Origin of the sequence: Falsiruegeria mediterranea M17 (assembly GCF_900302455.1) — a bacterium.
Taxonomy (GTDB): domain Bacteria; phylum Pseudomonadota; class Alphaproteobacteria; order Rhodobacterales; family Rhodobacteraceae; genus Falsiruegeria; species Falsiruegeria mediterranea.
In genome coordinates, this window is record NZ_ONZG01000011.1 from 98,550 (window position 1) to 113,642 (window position 15,093).

Annotated in this window: 14 protein-coding genes; 3 read left to right on the top strand and 11 right to left on the bottom strand. The window is 57.9% G+C overall.

All coding sequences use genetic code 11. From position 1 onward, the window contains the following. Positions 1-2 precede the first annotated feature (2 nt). The 9 genes from TRM7615_RS19580 to TRM7615_RS19625 all read right to left on the bottom strand — a co-directional run bounded on the left by TRM7615_RS19580 (position 3) and on the right by TRM7615_RS19625 (position 8,779). Positions 3-521, bottom strand: coding sequence for a hypothetical protein (locus tag TRM7615_RS19580; RefSeq protein ID WP_108790870.1), 519 nt, complete (start codon positions 519-521; stop codon positions 3-5). 126 nt (positions 522-647) lie between these two features. Then, positions 648-1,289 carry a DUF1523 family protein gene (locus tag TRM7615_RS19585; RefSeq protein WP_108790872.1) on the bottom strand — a complete coding sequence of 214 codons (642 nt, stop codon included), beginning with the start codon at positions 1,287-1,289 and terminating at the stop codon, positions 648-650. 11 nt (positions 1,290-1,300) lie between these two features. Next, the gene (locus TRM7615_RS19590) at positions 1,301-1,567 is read right to left on the bottom strand and encodes a hypothetical protein (protein WP_108790874.1); all 267 of its coding nucleotides are present in this window, start codon (positions 1,565-1,567) and stop codon (positions 1,301-1,303) included. Beyond that, positions 1,568-2,905 (bottom strand): DUF6638 family protein, encoded by a 1,338-nt coding sequence (locus TRM7615_RS19595; protein ID WP_108790876.1) that lies wholly within the window; start codon positions 2,903-2,905, stop codon positions 1,568-1,570. Continuing rightward, positions 2,902-3,840, bottom strand: a complete 939-nt coding sequence (locus TRM7615_RS19600; protein WP_125133715.1) for a hypothetical protein — start codon at positions 3,838-3,840, stop codon at positions 2,902-2,904. Before TRM7615_RS19600 ends, TRM7615_RS19595 begins: the two co-directional genes overlap by 4 nt. Before the next feature lie 141 nt (positions 3,841-3,981). Then, positions 3,982-4,317 (bottom strand): hypothetical protein, encoded by a 336-nt coding sequence (locus tag TRM7615_RS19605; RefSeq protein WP_108790880.1) that lies wholly within the window; start codon positions 4,315-4,317, stop codon positions 3,982-3,984. 1 nt (position 4,318) lies between these two features. Then, entirely contained in the window at positions 4,319-6,253 is a 1,935-nt protein-coding gene (locus TRM7615_RS19610; protein WP_108790882.1) for an AAA family ATPase, read from the bottom strand. Between the two features lie 54 nt (positions 6,254-6,307). Further along, positions 6,308-7,426 (bottom strand): hypothetical protein, encoded by a 1,119-nt coding sequence (locus tag TRM7615_RS19615; protein WP_108790884.1) that lies wholly within the window; start codon positions 7,424-7,426, stop codon positions 6,308-6,310. A gap of 273 nt (positions 7,427-7,699) precedes the next feature. Next, positions 7,700-8,779, bottom strand: a complete 1,080-nt coding sequence (locus TRM7615_RS19625; protein ID WP_108790889.1) for a coiled-coil domain-containing protein — start codon at positions 8,777-8,779, stop codon at positions 7,700-7,702. Between the two features lie 302 nt (positions 8,780-9,081). Between TRM7615_RS19625 and TRM7615_RS19630 the strand changes: the two genes are divergently transcribed. Together TRM7615_RS19630 and TRM7615_RS19635 are read left to right on the top strand one after the other, a co-directional pair. Next, positions 9,082-10,203: a serine/threonine protein kinase gene (locus TRM7615_RS19630; protein ID WP_108791065.1), complete on the top strand. Its 1,122-nt coding sequence runs from the start codon at positions 9,082-9,084 to the stop codon at positions 10,201-10,203. A 225-nt stretch (positions 10,204-10,428) separates the two neighbouring features. Beyond that, positions 10,429-11,598 carry an amidohydrolase family protein gene (locus TRM7615_RS19635; protein ID WP_108790891.1) on the top strand — a complete coding sequence of 390 codons (1,170 nt, stop codon included), beginning with the start codon at positions 10,429-10,431 and terminating at the stop codon, positions 11,596-11,598. A gap of 48 nt (positions 11,599-11,646) precedes the next feature. Here the strand turns inward: TRM7615_RS19635 and TRM7615_RS19640 are convergent, their stop codons facing one another. Continuing rightward, the gene (locus TRM7615_RS19640; RefSeq protein WP_108790893.1) at positions 11,647-12,864 is read right to left on the bottom strand and encodes an aminopeptidase P family protein; all 1,218 of its coding nucleotides are present in this window, start codon (positions 12,862-12,864) and stop codon (positions 11,647-11,649) included. 271 nt (positions 12,865-13,135) lie between these two features. Here TRM7615_RS19640 and TRM7615_RS19645 point away from each other — a divergent pair, with 271 nt between their 5' ends. Continuing rightward, positions 13,136-14,611, top strand: a complete 1,476-nt coding sequence (locus TRM7615_RS19645) for an NAD-dependent succinate-semialdehyde dehydrogenase (RefSeq protein WP_108790895.1) — start codon at positions 13,136-13,138, stop codon at positions 14,609-14,611. Here the strand turns inward: TRM7615_RS19645 and TRM7615_RS19650 are convergent. Then, complete coding sequence (locus TRM7615_RS19650; protein WP_165821482.1) at positions 14,608-15,024, bottom strand: globin domain-containing protein; 417 nt, start codon at positions 15,022-15,024, stop codon at positions 14,608-14,610. The two genes, TRM7615_RS19645 and TRM7615_RS19650, sit on opposite strands and share 4 nt — an antisense overlap. Positions 15,025-15,093: the final 69 nt, after the last annotated feature.

Here is a 15,093-nt window from a genome sequence, read left to right on the forward strand (position 1 = left end):
CCCTACTTGAACGTCAGCACTCCCTTGTAATCCGCGATCAACGGCGTTTCGACGCCCTCGGGGAATTTGACGACAAAGGTGTCGGTCTGAATGTTCTGACCTTTGTAGTTCTTCATCTCATAGCTTTGCACGGCCTGACCTGTGATCGTGACGGTTTCTCCGCTCTCTTGGACACTCAAAATGGAATAGCTGCGGTCCAGTTCGTTGTAGTCCTTGAAGTATTCCAGGTACTCTTCGGGAATCTCGATATCAGCATAGGCTTGTACTTCTTCAGGGGTGAAGTTGAACACGTCGTCAGGCAGCCCATAGCCGTATTTGGTCGTGTATTGGGCCGTCGCATTTGGCATGAACATGTTGATCATCGGTGGATAGTTCTCGCGGATCAGGTTCGAATAGAAGCTGTCCACCAACGCCTTTGCATCCTCGACCTTGTCGGCAAGAACCGCTTGCGCCGACAGGGCCACGCCCACAGAAGCCGCAAAAACGGTACGCATGGATTTGTTGAAACTCAAAACGGGCATAATCACTCTCCTAATTACTGTCATATGAGACAATATACAGAAGATATGTAAGCCACGACCTGTTTCAACCACCTCACCGACATGAAAAAAGCGCCACGGAAGGCCGTGGCGCTTGGGATCAACCTGTCAGGACTTCCAACTGTCCAGCCATTTTCGGAACCGGCCCCGCTTTTCGTCGATGGCATCGCCAGCGGCGTAAAGGCTATCCTCGACGCTTTCGACCATCGGGTCGATCCGCGCCTGACGGAAGCGCCGCCAGCGGACATAAAGCGCCCAGCCGATGGCCGCAAAAAAGATCAGGAAGATGATGTTGAACCACGGGATGATGCGCACTTCGGGCCCATCCACGCGCCAGATTTTGACGGCATTGGGAAAGATCGACATGAACTCGTTCCGCCAGCCATAATGACGGATCACAGCCCATTTCGGGTCGGCCTCGGATGATTTCAAATCCGCCGCCTCGGCCTGCAGGTTCGACGATGTCACTTTGAAATAAGGCGGCCAACCCCAGCCGGTGTCTTCGTTGCGATAGACCATGACCTTGCCGTTGGCTTTGCGGGTCTGGATGAAAAACACGTCCCGGTTCGATGTCGTGGTGTCACTGCCCACATCCTGCGCGGCCCAGAACAGGCTGTTCTCCCCCGGATCGATCCGCTTTTCGTAAGTGTCGCTAACACGGACGATATCGTGCTGCGGCAGGGTGTAGTGCAGAACAGCCACCACAGTGCCCCAAAACAGGATAATGAACGCCCATTTGATGTAAGCCATGGATCAGGCCCTCACATAAAGTTCGAATAATAAACTAGGAACGCGATGATCCCCAGCGGGACAACATACACACCCAGGATCAGTTTGCGCCGGAACGAGCTATCGTATTTCTTCAGCCCGCGCTGAATGAACGCCTCGCGGTCGCCGGTCATGCCCTTCTTGTCCCAATGCGCTTCCAGCTTGCCGCGCCGCACGCGCCGGGAATAGATCGACACGATCACGTAGATCACTGTCAGGACAATCAGCAGCGGGATCATCAACCGCAACATAACGATCATTTACGGCCTCCTTACTGCGCCCCAGGGTCCGACGCGCTCGATCAGATCATCCACTTGCGCCTCGCCATCCATATCCGGCTCGTGGCCAAACAGCGCCTCGCGCGCGCCTGCCTTGTCCACCTGATACTCCTGCTCAAGGAAATCAGCAACATAGGCCTTCTTGGTCTCGGGCCAGCCCGCGTAGGTGCGATAGAACAGCTCCTTGTGGCAGATGAACAACTGGCGCACGTCCAGCGGGCACAGTTCCGCCAGCAGCATGTTGACCAGATCGCGGTGCGGTGTGTCGGCTGCACGCAAAGTATAGAAATACGCCGGATGGTCCGAGCTGATGCGCGGCCAGCTGCCCCCCGACTTGGCCCAGGACATCAGCTGTGAAAGCCCATGATACACCTCGGTCAGCTGATCCACATGCCGCCGCGCCAGCCGCCGCATGTCACCGCGCCCCAGTTCACTCAGGTCGATGCCTGCATTTGCCGCTGTGTCGATGGTGATAAAATCCATCTTCTGCTGCAGGATCGCCGCCGCATCCACGCCACGCGCCTTGACGATGGGTTCGGCCAATTCGTTGTAGTCCAGAAACTTGGCAATCCGGTTCCGGTCGCTCAAGTCAAAGACATACTTGATCGGCAGGTCTTCGTCAGGCTTCTCGCCGCTCACGATCACCGCCGGATGGTCCAGATCGGTGAACAGATACATGCCACCAAAATGCGCCGTCCAGAACGCGCCCTGCTCAAACGTCCCCTGGCTCAGATGCACCGGATTGCGCGTCACATCACCGGTCTGCTTGGCCGCCCCGATCATATCGGCAATCAGCACATCATCGAACCAGGCATCCTCCTCGGTCTTGAACCGCTCGACCATATTCGCCAATTGCGTCGCGGTCTTGAGCGTCCCACCCACGGTGTCGGCCTCAACCTCCACGCTTTTCAGATCAAACAGATCCCGCGCCGATCGGATCTTGAAGACCGAGTTCACCAGCTCACCCGCCACCGCATCCGTGGCCGTCAGGGCAAACAGCTGGCTTTCGTTGTCCTCGATGAACTGGCGCAGAATATCCCGTGAGGTCGAGAATTTCACATTCAAGAGCGGCGCCCGCTTCTGCTCGGTCGTGAGCAGAATGAACTGCCGATTGACCCCATTGGGGTTGAGGTAGAGCGGGTCACCCAGTTCCTCCCCCACCTCCGGCGAAAACCCCGAGATATCGACGTGAAAGTCACTCAACTGCGTGGCCTTGCCGCTCAGATGCCCAAGCGCGCGGTTATAGCGTTCGATCAGGGCCGGGCTGGAGATATGGACCAGATTGCCAAACATCAGGCCTTTTTGGATGAGGCGTTTCATTTCTTCCTCTTTCTCCTCGAGATGCCAGACCAGTACTGATCTTCATCAATCTTCAAAAGGAACACTAACACTCGATCCAGTTTCCACCCATTGAACTCAGCCAGTCGGTCCGGTGACAAGTCATGTCGCAAATCGTTTATCTCTTTGACAGCCTCAAGCAGACGCCGAAAACACGCGTACTTAGGGGGTAACTGCGTCTCAACGATTTCATCATCTAAACGTGTAACAAGACTAAGCGTTTGAGAATACAATCTGCTTATTCCTGCGTCATCAGCAGAGAAAACCTCTCTTCGGCCACCCAATCCAAATTCCTGAACAACTTCGCCGTCTCCCCCCCATTCCCTAGCTAACCAGTGGACCTTCTCCCAATCGGAAGAACCGAGTATTTTTTCAACCAGCTTGCAAAGACCATCGAAGTCTTCGGAAGCACCCTTCCTCTTTTCGCGTTCGTTTTGCAGCCGGAGATAAGCGATCTGCTCGTGTGCGGCCTCTGATTGTTGCTTCATAGCTGCGGCCATATCTTGCGTAGCTGCGCTCTGACCCTTCATTTCGATTCGTGTTAGTTGAAGTTCTTGTCTTTGCGCTCGCAGCTCCTTTCCCTGCAGAAAGACCGTCAAAACCAACCAAAGAAAAGCCAACGCTCCAGCTAGGCCTGCTAGTGTATCCCCAACTTCGTTTGCAGGTGCATACCAAAACGCAATCAGTCGCATCTCACAGACAGGTTCTGAATTACCTGCACCTATGGAGCAGGTCTCGGACAAAGAAAACAAAAACGCCGAAGCTAGCAGGATAGCTGTCGTTAGCACCCCGAAGCGGATTAACCAATCTAGCCGCATCCAATAGCGGCAAGCCGCGAGACGTAACTCAGTGTCACTCTTTGTTCCAGGACGCCACCACAACCAAATGTAGATCAGCCAAATAGCGAACCGATTCACAGAGAAACTCCCTGAGCACACCGCCTGATCACTCCCCATGGGGGGAAGGGAGGGGGCTGCGCGGCAGAGCCGCGCTGGTCTGCGGAGACATCTGTTGTGTGTTCACGTCGGCGATATTAGTCCGTTTCTTTGTTGCCAACATCATGTCGCGGCCTTCGTGGACAGTTGCAAGTCGATGCCTTTGAATAGGCCCGCCCAATACGGAACGGACAGGATCAGAAACCCGAACTGCGCGACGCCTCCCCCAATCTCTGACTGAATCGTCCAGATACGGCTCAAGGCAGCCACCCCAAAGAATAACACCAAAAAATAGATGGCAAAGCTGACCGACACGCTCAGCATCCACCAAAACAGAAACCGGATCGCTGACAATACACCCGACGGCACAGGTAGGCTCCGTTTGACGACCCAGACAACAAATCGACTCCCCAGATAGGCGCAGATTGCACAGGTCACGATGTAAATCAGCACCTGCACCCTACTTCCCCTCCAAATACCGCTTCTTCGCCTCTTCCTGACGGCCAAAGTCGCGGACCATGGCTTCGATCGCGACCTCGTCGCTCTTGTCGGCATAGCGGAATTCGCTGTCGGCGTAGCGGTTGATCTCTTGCAGCACCATGTCCACCGTAATCGGCACGCGCAGCTCGGAAATCATCGCCTTTTTGGTGTCGTAGTCCTTGAACAGGAACAGCTCGGGGTTCTCCATCCATTCATCCGGCAGCTCAAAGTCCATCGCACGGACTTTCACGGCGTCGGATATGTTCTTGATCGCGCGGCCCGTGAACCGCTCATCCGCCTGCTGGATGCCCTTCAGATACGTGCCCAGCTTGGCAATCGTATCCAGTGACCCAATCTTGTCCGACACCTGGTCGAACACCCGCATCAGCCCCTCTTCATGGGGGCGATTATGGCCTTCAAAACTCGCCGCCACCGCGCGTTTGATCTCTTGTGCGGCCATCAGAGCATGATCCCCCAGGGGGATGTCGTGGTTCTTACCCATGAGCAGCGACAGGATGTCGATGTAATCCTCGCGGCTCTGCGGGCCGTCCACCAGGAACCGCGCGCCCGCCCGCTGGCGCAGGGCGTCGTCGACATTCTCGGGGTAGTTCGAGAACATGCCAAAGGTGCAGTTGCCGCGCACGACCGTATTGGCACCCGCAAAGCTCTCCATCAAAACCGCCGTGATTTCCAGCTGCCCGGCGCTGGACTGCCGGTCGCCCCGCTTACCCGCGAGCTGGTCGATGTCATCGATGGTGCCGAAACCGATCACGGACGGGTCGATGATCGTGTTGATGAACGCCTTGGCGTTCTGCCCTGATTTGCCCTGGTAGCTGTCGATATTGTCGGTGCTCAGGTTCTGATAGCGGAAGGGATAGCCCGCGACCTGGCAGTAGTCATTGAGCAACCCCGCCATCATCTGGATCAGCGTCGTCTTGCCCGTCCCCGGCTTGCCATCACCCATGAAGGTAAAGATGAACCCGCCGAGTTCAGCAAAGGGGTTGAGGCGGCGGTCAAAATCATAGGCCATCAGCATCTTGGATAGCCGCAGCGCCTGATACTTGGCGATGTGGTTGCCCACCACCTCGGTCGGCTTCTTGAACGTCATGGTCAGCGTGGTGGATTTCGCCTTGGACGCCGGTTCGAATCCCCGCAAGGTCAGATCATCCGCCTCGACCCGCCATGCACTGCCTGCAAAGCCCACCAGATGCTGCGCCATCTGCGCGCGCTGCGCGGCCTTCTCCATCAGCCCTTCGGCATAGGCGCTGACAGCGGCCACCAGATGCGCGTCGTCGGGGGCCTTGGTGGCGAGAACCTGATCCAGCTCCCACAGCGCGCCATGCAGGGCAAGCTGGCCATTGTCGGTCAACAACTCCTCAACCTCGCCCACATCCACCGTGATTTCGGTCAGGTGCGACGACATCAAGTACGCCAGCGCATTGCCAAAAACATGAGCAGTGATCAGCGCTTCAGCCGTCAGCAACTCAGAGAACTCGGCCTTGCGCGCAGGTGGCAGATCGCCAGCCAGATTGGCCCGCTTCAGATCGCCCAGCGCGGTCTGGTCCGAATAGACCTCACCCATCGCCAGAGAAATCGCAACCGCCCGCCGCAAACCATGCAGCACCGTCGCCTGCAAGGGTGAGGTCAGCGCATCCCCATCATCCGCCGCTTCGATCCGGTCGATCAGATGCACCCCATCAGCCCGCACAGTGCGGCGCGTCGCCAGACCCGGCGTAGTCGAGCGAAACCGCCGCCGCGTGCCCACACCGGGGCTGCGCTCAGGAGCCGTGTTTTCAGCGACCGGTTTGGCGATCCGGGGCGCATGATCGAACCCCTCAAGCAACGCGGTCGCTGCGGGGTAATGCTTGCGAATATCCTCTTCGCGCAATTCCATCTGGTCTGACGTCAAACTCATTTCACCAACCCACTCTTCTTCTTGTTCAAAATACGGCTGCCGGAGGCATGAAAATCAATATCGCAACACCTGCCCTGACGTGCTGACAACGAACTTGCGCACGTCGCCAAACCCCGGTGGATCTTGCTCAGCCAACACCTGAAACGGGCGTTGCGGCAGGATGATCGAGCGTTGTGTATGCGTAGCCCCGGTTTCGGCCCCGCGCCCGCCAAAGGGATCAAGCGCAAAGACTTCGCGCTCGACGGTGGAAAACCACCCGGCGCGCTCTTCGACCACATCTTCGCTTTCCAGCTCTTCGGTGGTCCAGGCTAGCGCCCAATCCTGGCCCTCGGGTGCCCCGGCATCCTCCAGCACCTGCCGCAAGGGGCCAGATTGCTCGGTATAGGCCGAGGAATACATCGGCCCCACGTGGAACCGTTTCAGCCGCTTGGGATGTAGATCGTCAAAGTCCTGATCGAACCCTTTGGCAATCGTCACCAGCTTCAGCCCACCCAAGGATTGCGCCATCAGATGCGCCTGAACCTCGGGCCAGCGGCGTTCGTCCTTGGGCAGCGCAGTTTTGCCACTGTCTTCGACCTCCATCAGATAAATCACCGGCAGGTTGATCTGACTGTCATAGACCGCCCAATGGAGCATGAACCTGCGCCGATCATCGGTGGTCCCAATCCAGATGCTTTCGGGGTCATTTCGCGCCCAAAACAGCTCTCCCTTCAACAGCTCTTCGTAGTAGAGCCGCTGGGACAGCGCGAATTGCAGCCGCGTGGGCACCTGCTGTTCACCGATGATCTGGCGCACCATGTCGTGCTTCAACTGCACCTCGGACGGCATGTTTTCCAGATGCCGCTGCGCCTGCTGCGCGTCATTGGCCATGGTCATCAACTCGGCCGCGACCGGAAAGCCGCTATCGCGCCGGTCCATCGCCAAAGAGCCAAAGAACCGCCCCGTATCGCGCCCAACCAGCAGGTATTTCATGCTGAGCGCGCGAAAGGTGTAAAGCAGCCCCGACAGATAGCGCGAGACGATCTTGACCTCTTCTTTTGAGATCGCCCCCTCGGCCTGCATATTCGCCGCCACACGCAACAGGTGGACAGTGATCACCTCGAACTTGCGGAAATACCGGCGCGAGGCAAATGTGTCGGTCAGGCCGACGTGGTCACGGGCTGGGTCAGTCATCTGTCGGTCGTCTATAGTCTTCACCAAAAATGCGCGTTGCATGCGCTTCGCCGTAAAGTTGGGCAGTACCTTCGCCCAAACCGTAGTCTCTCAAAAAACTCAAGCAGGCCTGGACGCTCCATAGGAAGCCCACCAAAAGGGCCGACGCGAGCAACATAGTTCCCAAAGCAGATGCCGTCGTACTCTCGACTCCAAGCCCTATGGCCAGAGTCATCCCCCCAATGATGCCACAGCCCCAAAAGAACAGCTTTAGGATTGTTCTTTCGGAAATAGTCATCCGCCGTACAAGTTCTTGTCGTGCTTCTCGACGATCGAGGCGAACCGGCGCGCGAACCGTTCATCCGCCTTGGCCTTCTTCTCCAACACGTCGCGAGCAAATACCATGTGGTCCTCATGCGCTTCCAGCATGTCGGCCATCTTCTGATTGGTCGCGGTGCCGATGGCGGCCATGGCGGTCTGCGCCTCTTGGTCGGTCTGCACGCCGATCTCGTTGATCCGGTGCGCCACATCCTGCTGTTGCGCCGTCTTCAACGATTTGGTCAGCGCATCATAGAGCACCACACGCTGCTGCGTGTCTGTCTGCAGCTTGTTGATCAGCACCATCTGCGTCGCTGCCTGGTTCTGCAATGAATCTACCCAGGATTTGCCCTTTTCGATATAGCGCTCCAAGGTCTGGCTTTTGGCAAGCTTCACCTGCTCGTCCTGCACCAATGCGTTGTAGGTTTTGTTCAGATCAGCCAGCTCGGTTTCCAGCTTGGTGCGCGCCGCGGCGTCCTGTTCGACGCTGATCTTGTTTTCCAGCTCAATGATCTTGGGGTCCATGCCCAATATCTCAGCCCGCACACCTTCCAGCTCTTGCACCGTGAACTCACGGTCATCCAGCGTCGAGGTCAGGTTGGTTTCCACCTTCTCGCGCTGCTCTTCGAGCACACCCAACTGCCCTTGCAGCAATTGCACGATCACATCCGACTTGGCGATCAGGTCCTGCAATTTGTCGTCGATATTGGCCGTGCGCATCCGCTCTTGCCGCATCGATTCCGACTTGGCCTTGGCAAAGATGCCAACAAAGCTCTCCCATCCGGTTTTCGAGCGCATCTCGTCGAAATCCTTGGAAAAGGCGGATGTCACATCGTCCAGCCCCATGATCAGCTCGGCAATGTTTGAATTCATCACCTCGGTGTGGGCATGAACGTCTTCCAGAGTGGCATTTTCAATGTCGATGTCCGCCTCGGCCGTGCCGATCTTGTCGCGCGCAGCCTCGATCCGGCTGGTCAGCCCTTCGATCTGCGACTGGCTTTCACGTACGCGCCGCTGGGTTTCCTGGATCATCGTTTCAAATTCACTATTCGACATGCCGCTCTATCCCTTTTTGTTTGTATACCATTGTATATAGGGAATGTTACAATGATTTACATCCCCCACGAGTCTGAATTCAGCGAAAGTCTCGCAAAGCGGGATCGGAATTGAAAGGGGAATGGCGCGCGAAACCGTCTTCCCCGCGCTTTTCACCAATGCTATATCGCCCACAGGGCTCACAGGCGATGGCGTCGCCAGAGACGATCTCTCGCCCCGCACCCACGCTCCTGTACGCCGGGACTTTCAATCGGGAGATTGAGGGCCCCGCCTGATGCCTCCCCCAAAAGATGGAGGCACCCATGGCCTGGTCGCCTGAAAAAACTGAAGTCAAAAGCTGGAATGAATGGGACACCCTGCGTCATGCAATCGTGGGCCGGGCCGATGATTGCCACATCCCCCCCGAAGAACCCGCGTTGGACGCCAAGGTGCCCGAAGACAGCGACATGCGCGGTCAGTGGGGTCGCCGCCCGCAAGAGACGATTGACCGCGCCAACGAACTGCTGGACAACTTTGCCGATCAGTTGCGCAAACGTGGTGTCCGCGTCGACCGCCCCGTGTCCATCGACCACTCTCAGCCCGTGACCACGCCTGATTTCCACACCGACAGCCAGTTCGGCTGCATGCCGCCGCGCGACGTGCTGCTGACTGTGGGGCACGAGATGCTTGAGGCGACGATGTCTTATCGCTGTCGCTGGTTCGAATACCTGAACTACCGCCCGCTGCTGAAGCAATATTGGGAAGAAGATCCAAACTTCCGTCACGAGGCCGCGCCAAAACCGCGCCTGACGGATGCGGATTATCACCCGGACTATCTGAGCGAAAAGATCGGCGACGCCAAACGTCTGGAGTGGGCCGCTGAAAAGTTCTTTGTCACCACAGAAGAAGAGCCGTTGTTCGACGCTGCCGACGTGTTGCGTTTCGGCAAGGACCTGGTGGTGCAGCATGGCTTCACCACCAACCTCAAAGGCATCGAATGGCTGCGCCGTCACTTCCCCGATCACCGCGTGCACACGGTGAACTTCCCCGGTGACCCTTATCCGATCCACATCGACGCGACATTCACCCCACTGCGTCCGGGTCTGATCGTCAACAACCCCCAGCGCCGCCTGCCTGAAGAACAGCGCGAGATGTTCCATAAAAACGGTTGGGAAATCGTGGACGCGGCACAACCCGCCCACAATACCCCCCCGCCGCTGTGCTATTCCTCGACCTGGCTGTCGATGAACGTGTTGGTGCTGGACCCCAAAACCGTTTGCGTCGAAAAGTCCGAGGTCTATCAGGCCGAGCAGATGGACAAGCTGGGCATGGAAGTGGTCGAAGTTGAGTTGCGCGATGCTTATGCCTTTGGCGGTGGCCTGCACTGCTGCACCGCGGACGTTTACCGCGACGGCGAGTGCGAAGATTACTTCCCCAACCAATAGATGCACCAATCTCAGGGGGTCAGATCGCTGGCCCCCTGCTCCGGATCAAATCAGATCCACGACAAAGCCCCCCAAAACTTGCCCTGACACAACAGTTGTGAATCACGAATAGCTGCGCTATAAAACGTTAGCACACTAACGTAATTGACCCTTTACTTTGCCCCTTTTGACCCACGTGAAAAGCAACGGGCCATTGCGTGACCAAAGAAAGCAACAGGAGACAAGATGGCTGACGTAGCAAAGGACACCCCGGAACCAGGCCGCACGCTTATCCGCAACATTGGCCGCCTTTTAACCGGCGATCTGGATGCGCCGCTGGCCGACAGCGATTGCCTGATGATCGAAGATGGCGTGATCCTGGGCTTTGAAGAGGGCGACGCTGACCGCGTCATCGACGCAGCTGGATGCGCCCTGGCGCCGGGCTTGATCGACGGCCACTGCCACCCGGTCTTTGGCGATTGGACCCCGCGCCAAAACCAAGTCGGCTGGATCGAAATGAACGTGAACGGCGCGGTGACCAGCTTTATTTCGGCCGGCGAAGTGCACCTGCCTGGCCGCCCCAAAGATGCCGAGGGGGTCAAGGCATTGGCCATGGTGGCGCAGCGCTGCTTTTCCAACTTCCGCTCAGCCGGGGCCAAAGTGATCGCCGGCGCGCCGGTGCCCGAGTTGGACTTTGACCGCGATTTCTATGTCGGCATCAAAGAGGCCGGCATCCGTCACATCGGCGAGATCGGACTGGGCACGGTTGCCAAAGGGCCCGATGCAGCCCGTGTCACCGGGTGGTGCCGCGAGTTGGGGATCGAGACGATTATGCACACTGGCGGCCCCTCGATTGCCGGATCGCACCACGTCACCGCCGCCGACGTGATCGAGGCGCAGCCCGATGTGGTCAGCCACATCAACGGCGGTCCCACATCGATCCCGCACGAGGAAATTCGCGAACTCTGTCGTCACGCAAACGGTGCGCTCGAGGCTGTCCACAACGGCAACGAAAAGTCTGCTTTGGTCGCGTTGGAAGGCGCAATGGCCGAGGGTCGTCTGGCCGACTTCCTGATCGGAACGGATGCACCCGCCGGGTCTGGCGTGCAACCCAACGGCATGCTGCGCATGGCAACTCTGCTGGCCAGCTTTGGTGGCCTTCCCGCCGAGCAAGCCTGGTGCTGTGGCACCGGCAACGTGGCCAAACGGCGCGGGTTGGAACAGGGTATCGTGGCGGCTGGTCGCCCTGCTGACCTGGTATTCATGGACCGCCCGATGGGTTCGGACGGGGACGACGTTCTGGGCGGTATGGCCGTCGGCAACATTCCCGGCATCGCGGCCGTGATGATCGACGGGAAAATGCGCACCGGCCGCTCGCGATCGACCCCACCATCTGCGCGAGTGCCCGTTCTCTGATTGCAGTGAAACGAATAAGGCCGCATCAAATGATGCGGCCTTTTTTCTTTACCCGACCACGTTGAACTCCGGCCCATAGGGATAGCCAGTGATGTTCTCGTTGCCGTCTTCGGTGATCACCAGGATATCATGCTCGCGATAACCTCCCGCGCCCGGCTCACCATCCGCGATCGTCAGCATCGGTTCCATCGAGATCACCATCCCCGGCTCCAGCACCGTGTCGATGTCCTCGCGCAGCTCCAGCCCGGCTTCGCGGCCATAGAAATGCGACAGCACGCCAAACGAATGACCATAGCCAAACGTGCGGTATTGCAGCAGATCGCGTTCTTGGAAGAATTCATTGATCTTATGCGTGACGTCCGCACAGCTGACACCAGGTTTCAGAAGCGACATACCATATTCATGGGCACCCACGTTTGCCTCCCAGATCTTGAGCGAAGCCGGATCAACTTCTTCGACGAACATCGTACGCTCAAGCGCAGTGTAGTAGGCGCTGATCATCGGGAAAGTGTTGAGGGACAGGATGTCGCCACGCTCCAGAACACGGCCCGTCACTGGGTTGTGTGCGCCGTCGGTGTTGATGCCAGATTGAAACCAGACCCAGGTGTCGCGGTATTCTGCATCCGGGAAACGCTTGGCGATCTCCAGCTCCATCGCATCACGACCGGCCATGGCCACGTCAATCTCGCGCACACCAGCCTTGACCGCATCGCGGATCGCGTAGCCTCCGACGTCGGCTACATTGGCACCGTGGCGGATCAGGGCGATTTCGGCAGGCGATTTATGCATCCGCTGACGCATGGTCGTCTCGAATAGATCAACCATGGTGATGGGTTTCAGGAAATCCTCCATCTTGTCGCGCTGCATCAGCGTCAGATGATCGCCCTCATATCCAATGACCTGCCCCTCGCCCGTCACCGACAGAATCGCCCGCCAGTAATTGTCACGCTGCCAGTCGGTATAGGTGATGTTGTCGCCATAAGAACGCCGCCAAGGCTGACCCGCATCAATGCCTGCACTGATCGTGACACATTCAGTTTCGGTCACAACCAAAGCGTACGGACGACCAAAGGCGCAGTACAAGAAGCCCGAATAATACGCGATATTGTGCATCGACGTGAACACGGCAGCCGAGGCTCCAGCGGCCTCCATCCGTTCGCGCAACTCAGCAAGACGCGCCTCATATTCGCTGTCGGCAAAGGGAAGCGGTGCTTTTACCCCGTTGTGGTAACGGTAGAAATCCGGACGCGGTGTGGTGATGGTCATTGTGTGACCCTCCTTTTCAGAAAGGTCCTGGCGTTCAGGACAGAACACGGGCGCATGCATGCTGCATGAGGCGACGCCATCGCCAGAGCCCGCGCGCACATTGACCTTATACCCCGACTCGTGCAACCCCTTTCGTGACACGATCTGACAAGGGCATTAGTGAACGTTCACTTTACTCTGGACTGCTCATCCTCTATGGCTTGGCACTAGACAAACCCACTCGCAGATGCATTGTGTGCACACAAACGACTTTTGAGCCGGAGGCCAACCCATGCTGGACGCAACTACCGATCTGAAATCGCTGCTCAAGGACCCCGAGCTCTTGGCGACCAAAGCCTATATTGGCGGTCAGTGGGTCGATGGCGACAACGGCACTTTTGCCGTGACAAACCCCGCCCGCGGTGACGTGATCGCAGAGGTCGCGGATCTCAGCCGCGCGCAGGTGGCTGGTGCCATCGCCCAAGCCGAAGCCGCCCAGAAAGAATGGGCTGCGATGACCGGCAAGGAACGCGCCGTGATCCTGCGCCGCTGGTACGACCTGATGACGGAAAATGCCCAGGATCTGGGCACCATCCTGACCGCCGAGCAAGGCAAACCCTTGGCCGAGGCCGTGGGCGAGATCGGCTATGGCGCATCGTTCATCGAGTTTTTTGGCGAAGAGGCCAAGCGCATCTATGGCGAAACCATTCCCGGTCACCAGCGCGACAAGCGCATCACCGTTCTGAAACAACCCATCGGCGTTGCCGCCTCGATCACGCCCTGGAACTTCCCCAACGCGATGATCACCCGCAAGGCCGCGCCCGCGCTGGCGGCTGGTTGCTCCTTCGTGGCGCGCCCCGCCAAAGAAACCCCACTATCAGCCATCGTCATGGGCGTTCTGGCTGAACGTGCAGGAATCCCTGCCGGTGTGTTCAACGTTGTGCCCTCGTCGTCGTCTTCGGAAATCGGCAAGGAATTCTGCGAAAACCCCGGCATCCGCAAGCTGACCTTCACCGGTTCGACCGAAGTGGGTCGCATCCTGATGAAACAGGCCGCCGATCAGGTCATGAAATGTTCGATGGAACTTGGCGGTAATGCACCCTTCATCGTATTCGACGATGCCGATCTGGACGCCGCCGTTGAAGGCGCGATGATGTGCAAGTTCCGCAACAACGGACAGACCTGTGTCTGCGCCAACCGCATCTATGTTCAGGCGGGTGTCTATGACGAATTCGCCGCCAAACTGAAGGCCGCAGTTGAGGCGCTTCAAATCGGTGATGGCCTGGCCAATGGCACCACCACCGGACCGCTGATCAACGCCGAGGCCGTTGCCAAGGTCGAAGAGCATATCAAGGACGTCACCGACAAAGGCGGCGCAGTCCTGAGCGGTGGCCTGCCGCACGATCTGGGCGGCACCTTCTTCCAGCCCACCATCGTCACCGGCGTGACCCAGGACATGATGGTTGCACAGGACGAGACCTTTGGCCCGCTGGCCCCACTCTTCAAGTTCGAAAACGAAGATGACGTCATTGCCATGGCGAACGACACCATCTTCGGTCTGGCCTCATACTTCTACGCCAAGGACCTGAGCCGCGTGTACAAGGTCGCAGAGGCGCTGGAATATGGCATCGTTGGCGTGAACACCGGCATCATCTCGACCGAAGTTGCACCGTTCGGCGGCATCAAGCAGTCGGGCCTGGGCCGTGAAGGCAGCCACCACGGCATCGAGGATTACCTGGAGATGAAGTACATCTGCATGGCGGTCTAACCCGCATTTGTGGCGGGGCGCGTGACCATCATCGACGTCAGTTTGGTGATGGCACGGGTCCAGGCCGCTTTTTCCTCGGGGGTCAACTTCCCCGCCATCACATCATGCAACGCGGCCATAAGCGATTGGGCCGCGTTTGTCATTTGCGCCTCGGTCAACTCAAACCGTGCGTGGCTTTGGGCCAGGATTTGCGCCAATTGGGTGAACGAGTGATAGTTCGACAAGCTGCGCACAGTTGACGCCAGCATGGTTGCAAACATCTCTTTTTGCTTGACGAAATCGCCACGAAACAGGGGCTCGACCTCGGGCATGCAGGCAAACAGGTGCTTGTAAAACCTGTCCGTCAACTCAGCCTTTCGGGCAAAGACGCGTGCAAAGCTGGATTGAACCAGGGCGATATCAGAGCTGTCCATTGAACTGGGCCTTCTACGGGGCAGAGCCGCAGTATCTTGGTGATCAGTTAAGGTTTGGTTTCCGTGTCC

What these genes read in the sequence shown, in the direction of transcription:
- TRM7615_RS19625 (WP_108790889.1), bottom strand. Translation starts at nt 8,779, where the DNA reads ATGTCGAATAGTGAATTTGAAACGATGATCCAGGAAACCCAGCGGCGC.
- TRM7615_RS19590 (WP_108790874.1), bottom strand. Translation starts at nt 1,567, where the DNA reads ATGATCGTTATGTTGCGGTTGATGATCCCGCTGCTGATTGTCCTGACA.
- TRM7615_RS19610 (WP_108790882.1), bottom strand. Translation starts at nt 6,253, where the DNA reads ATGAGTTTGACGTCAGACCAGATGGAATTGCGCGAAGAGGATATTCGC.
- TRM7615_RS19615 (WP_108790884.1), bottom strand. Translation starts at nt 7,426, where the DNA reads ATGACTGACCCAGCCCGTGACCACGTCGGCCTGACCGACACATTTGCC.
- TRM7615_RS19650 (WP_165821482.1), bottom strand. Translation starts at nt 15,024, where the DNA reads ATGGACAGCTCTGATATCGCCCTGGTTCAATCCAGCTTTGCACGCGTC.
- TRM7615_RS19630 (WP_108791065.1), top strand. Translation starts at nt 9,082, where the DNA reads ATGGCCTGGTCGCCTGAAAAAACTGAAGTCAAAAGCTGGAATGAATGG.
- TRM7615_RS19635 (WP_108790891.1), top strand. Translation starts at nt 10,429, where the DNA reads ATGGCTGACGTAGCAAAGGACACCCCGGAACCAGGCCGCACGCTTATC.
- TRM7615_RS19585 (WP_108790872.1), bottom strand. Translation starts at nt 1,289, where the DNA reads ATGGCTTACATCAAATGGGCGTTCATTATCCTGTTTTGGGGCACTGTG.
- TRM7615_RS19580 (WP_108790870.1), bottom strand. Translation starts at nt 521, where the DNA reads ATGCCCGTTTTGAGTTTCAACAAATCCATGCGTACCGTTTTTGCGGCT.
- TRM7615_RS19595 (WP_108790876.1), bottom strand. Translation starts at nt 2,905, where the DNA reads ATGAAACGCCTCATCCAAAAAGGCCTGATGTTTGGCAATCTGGTCCAT.
- TRM7615_RS19640 (WP_108790893.1), bottom strand. Translation starts at nt 12,864, where the DNA reads ATGACCATCACCACACCGCGTCCGGATTTCTACCGTTACCACAACGGG.
- TRM7615_RS19645 (WP_108790895.1), top strand. Translation starts at nt 13,136, where the DNA reads ATGCTGGACGCAACTACCGATCTGAAATCGCTGCTCAAGGACCCCGAG.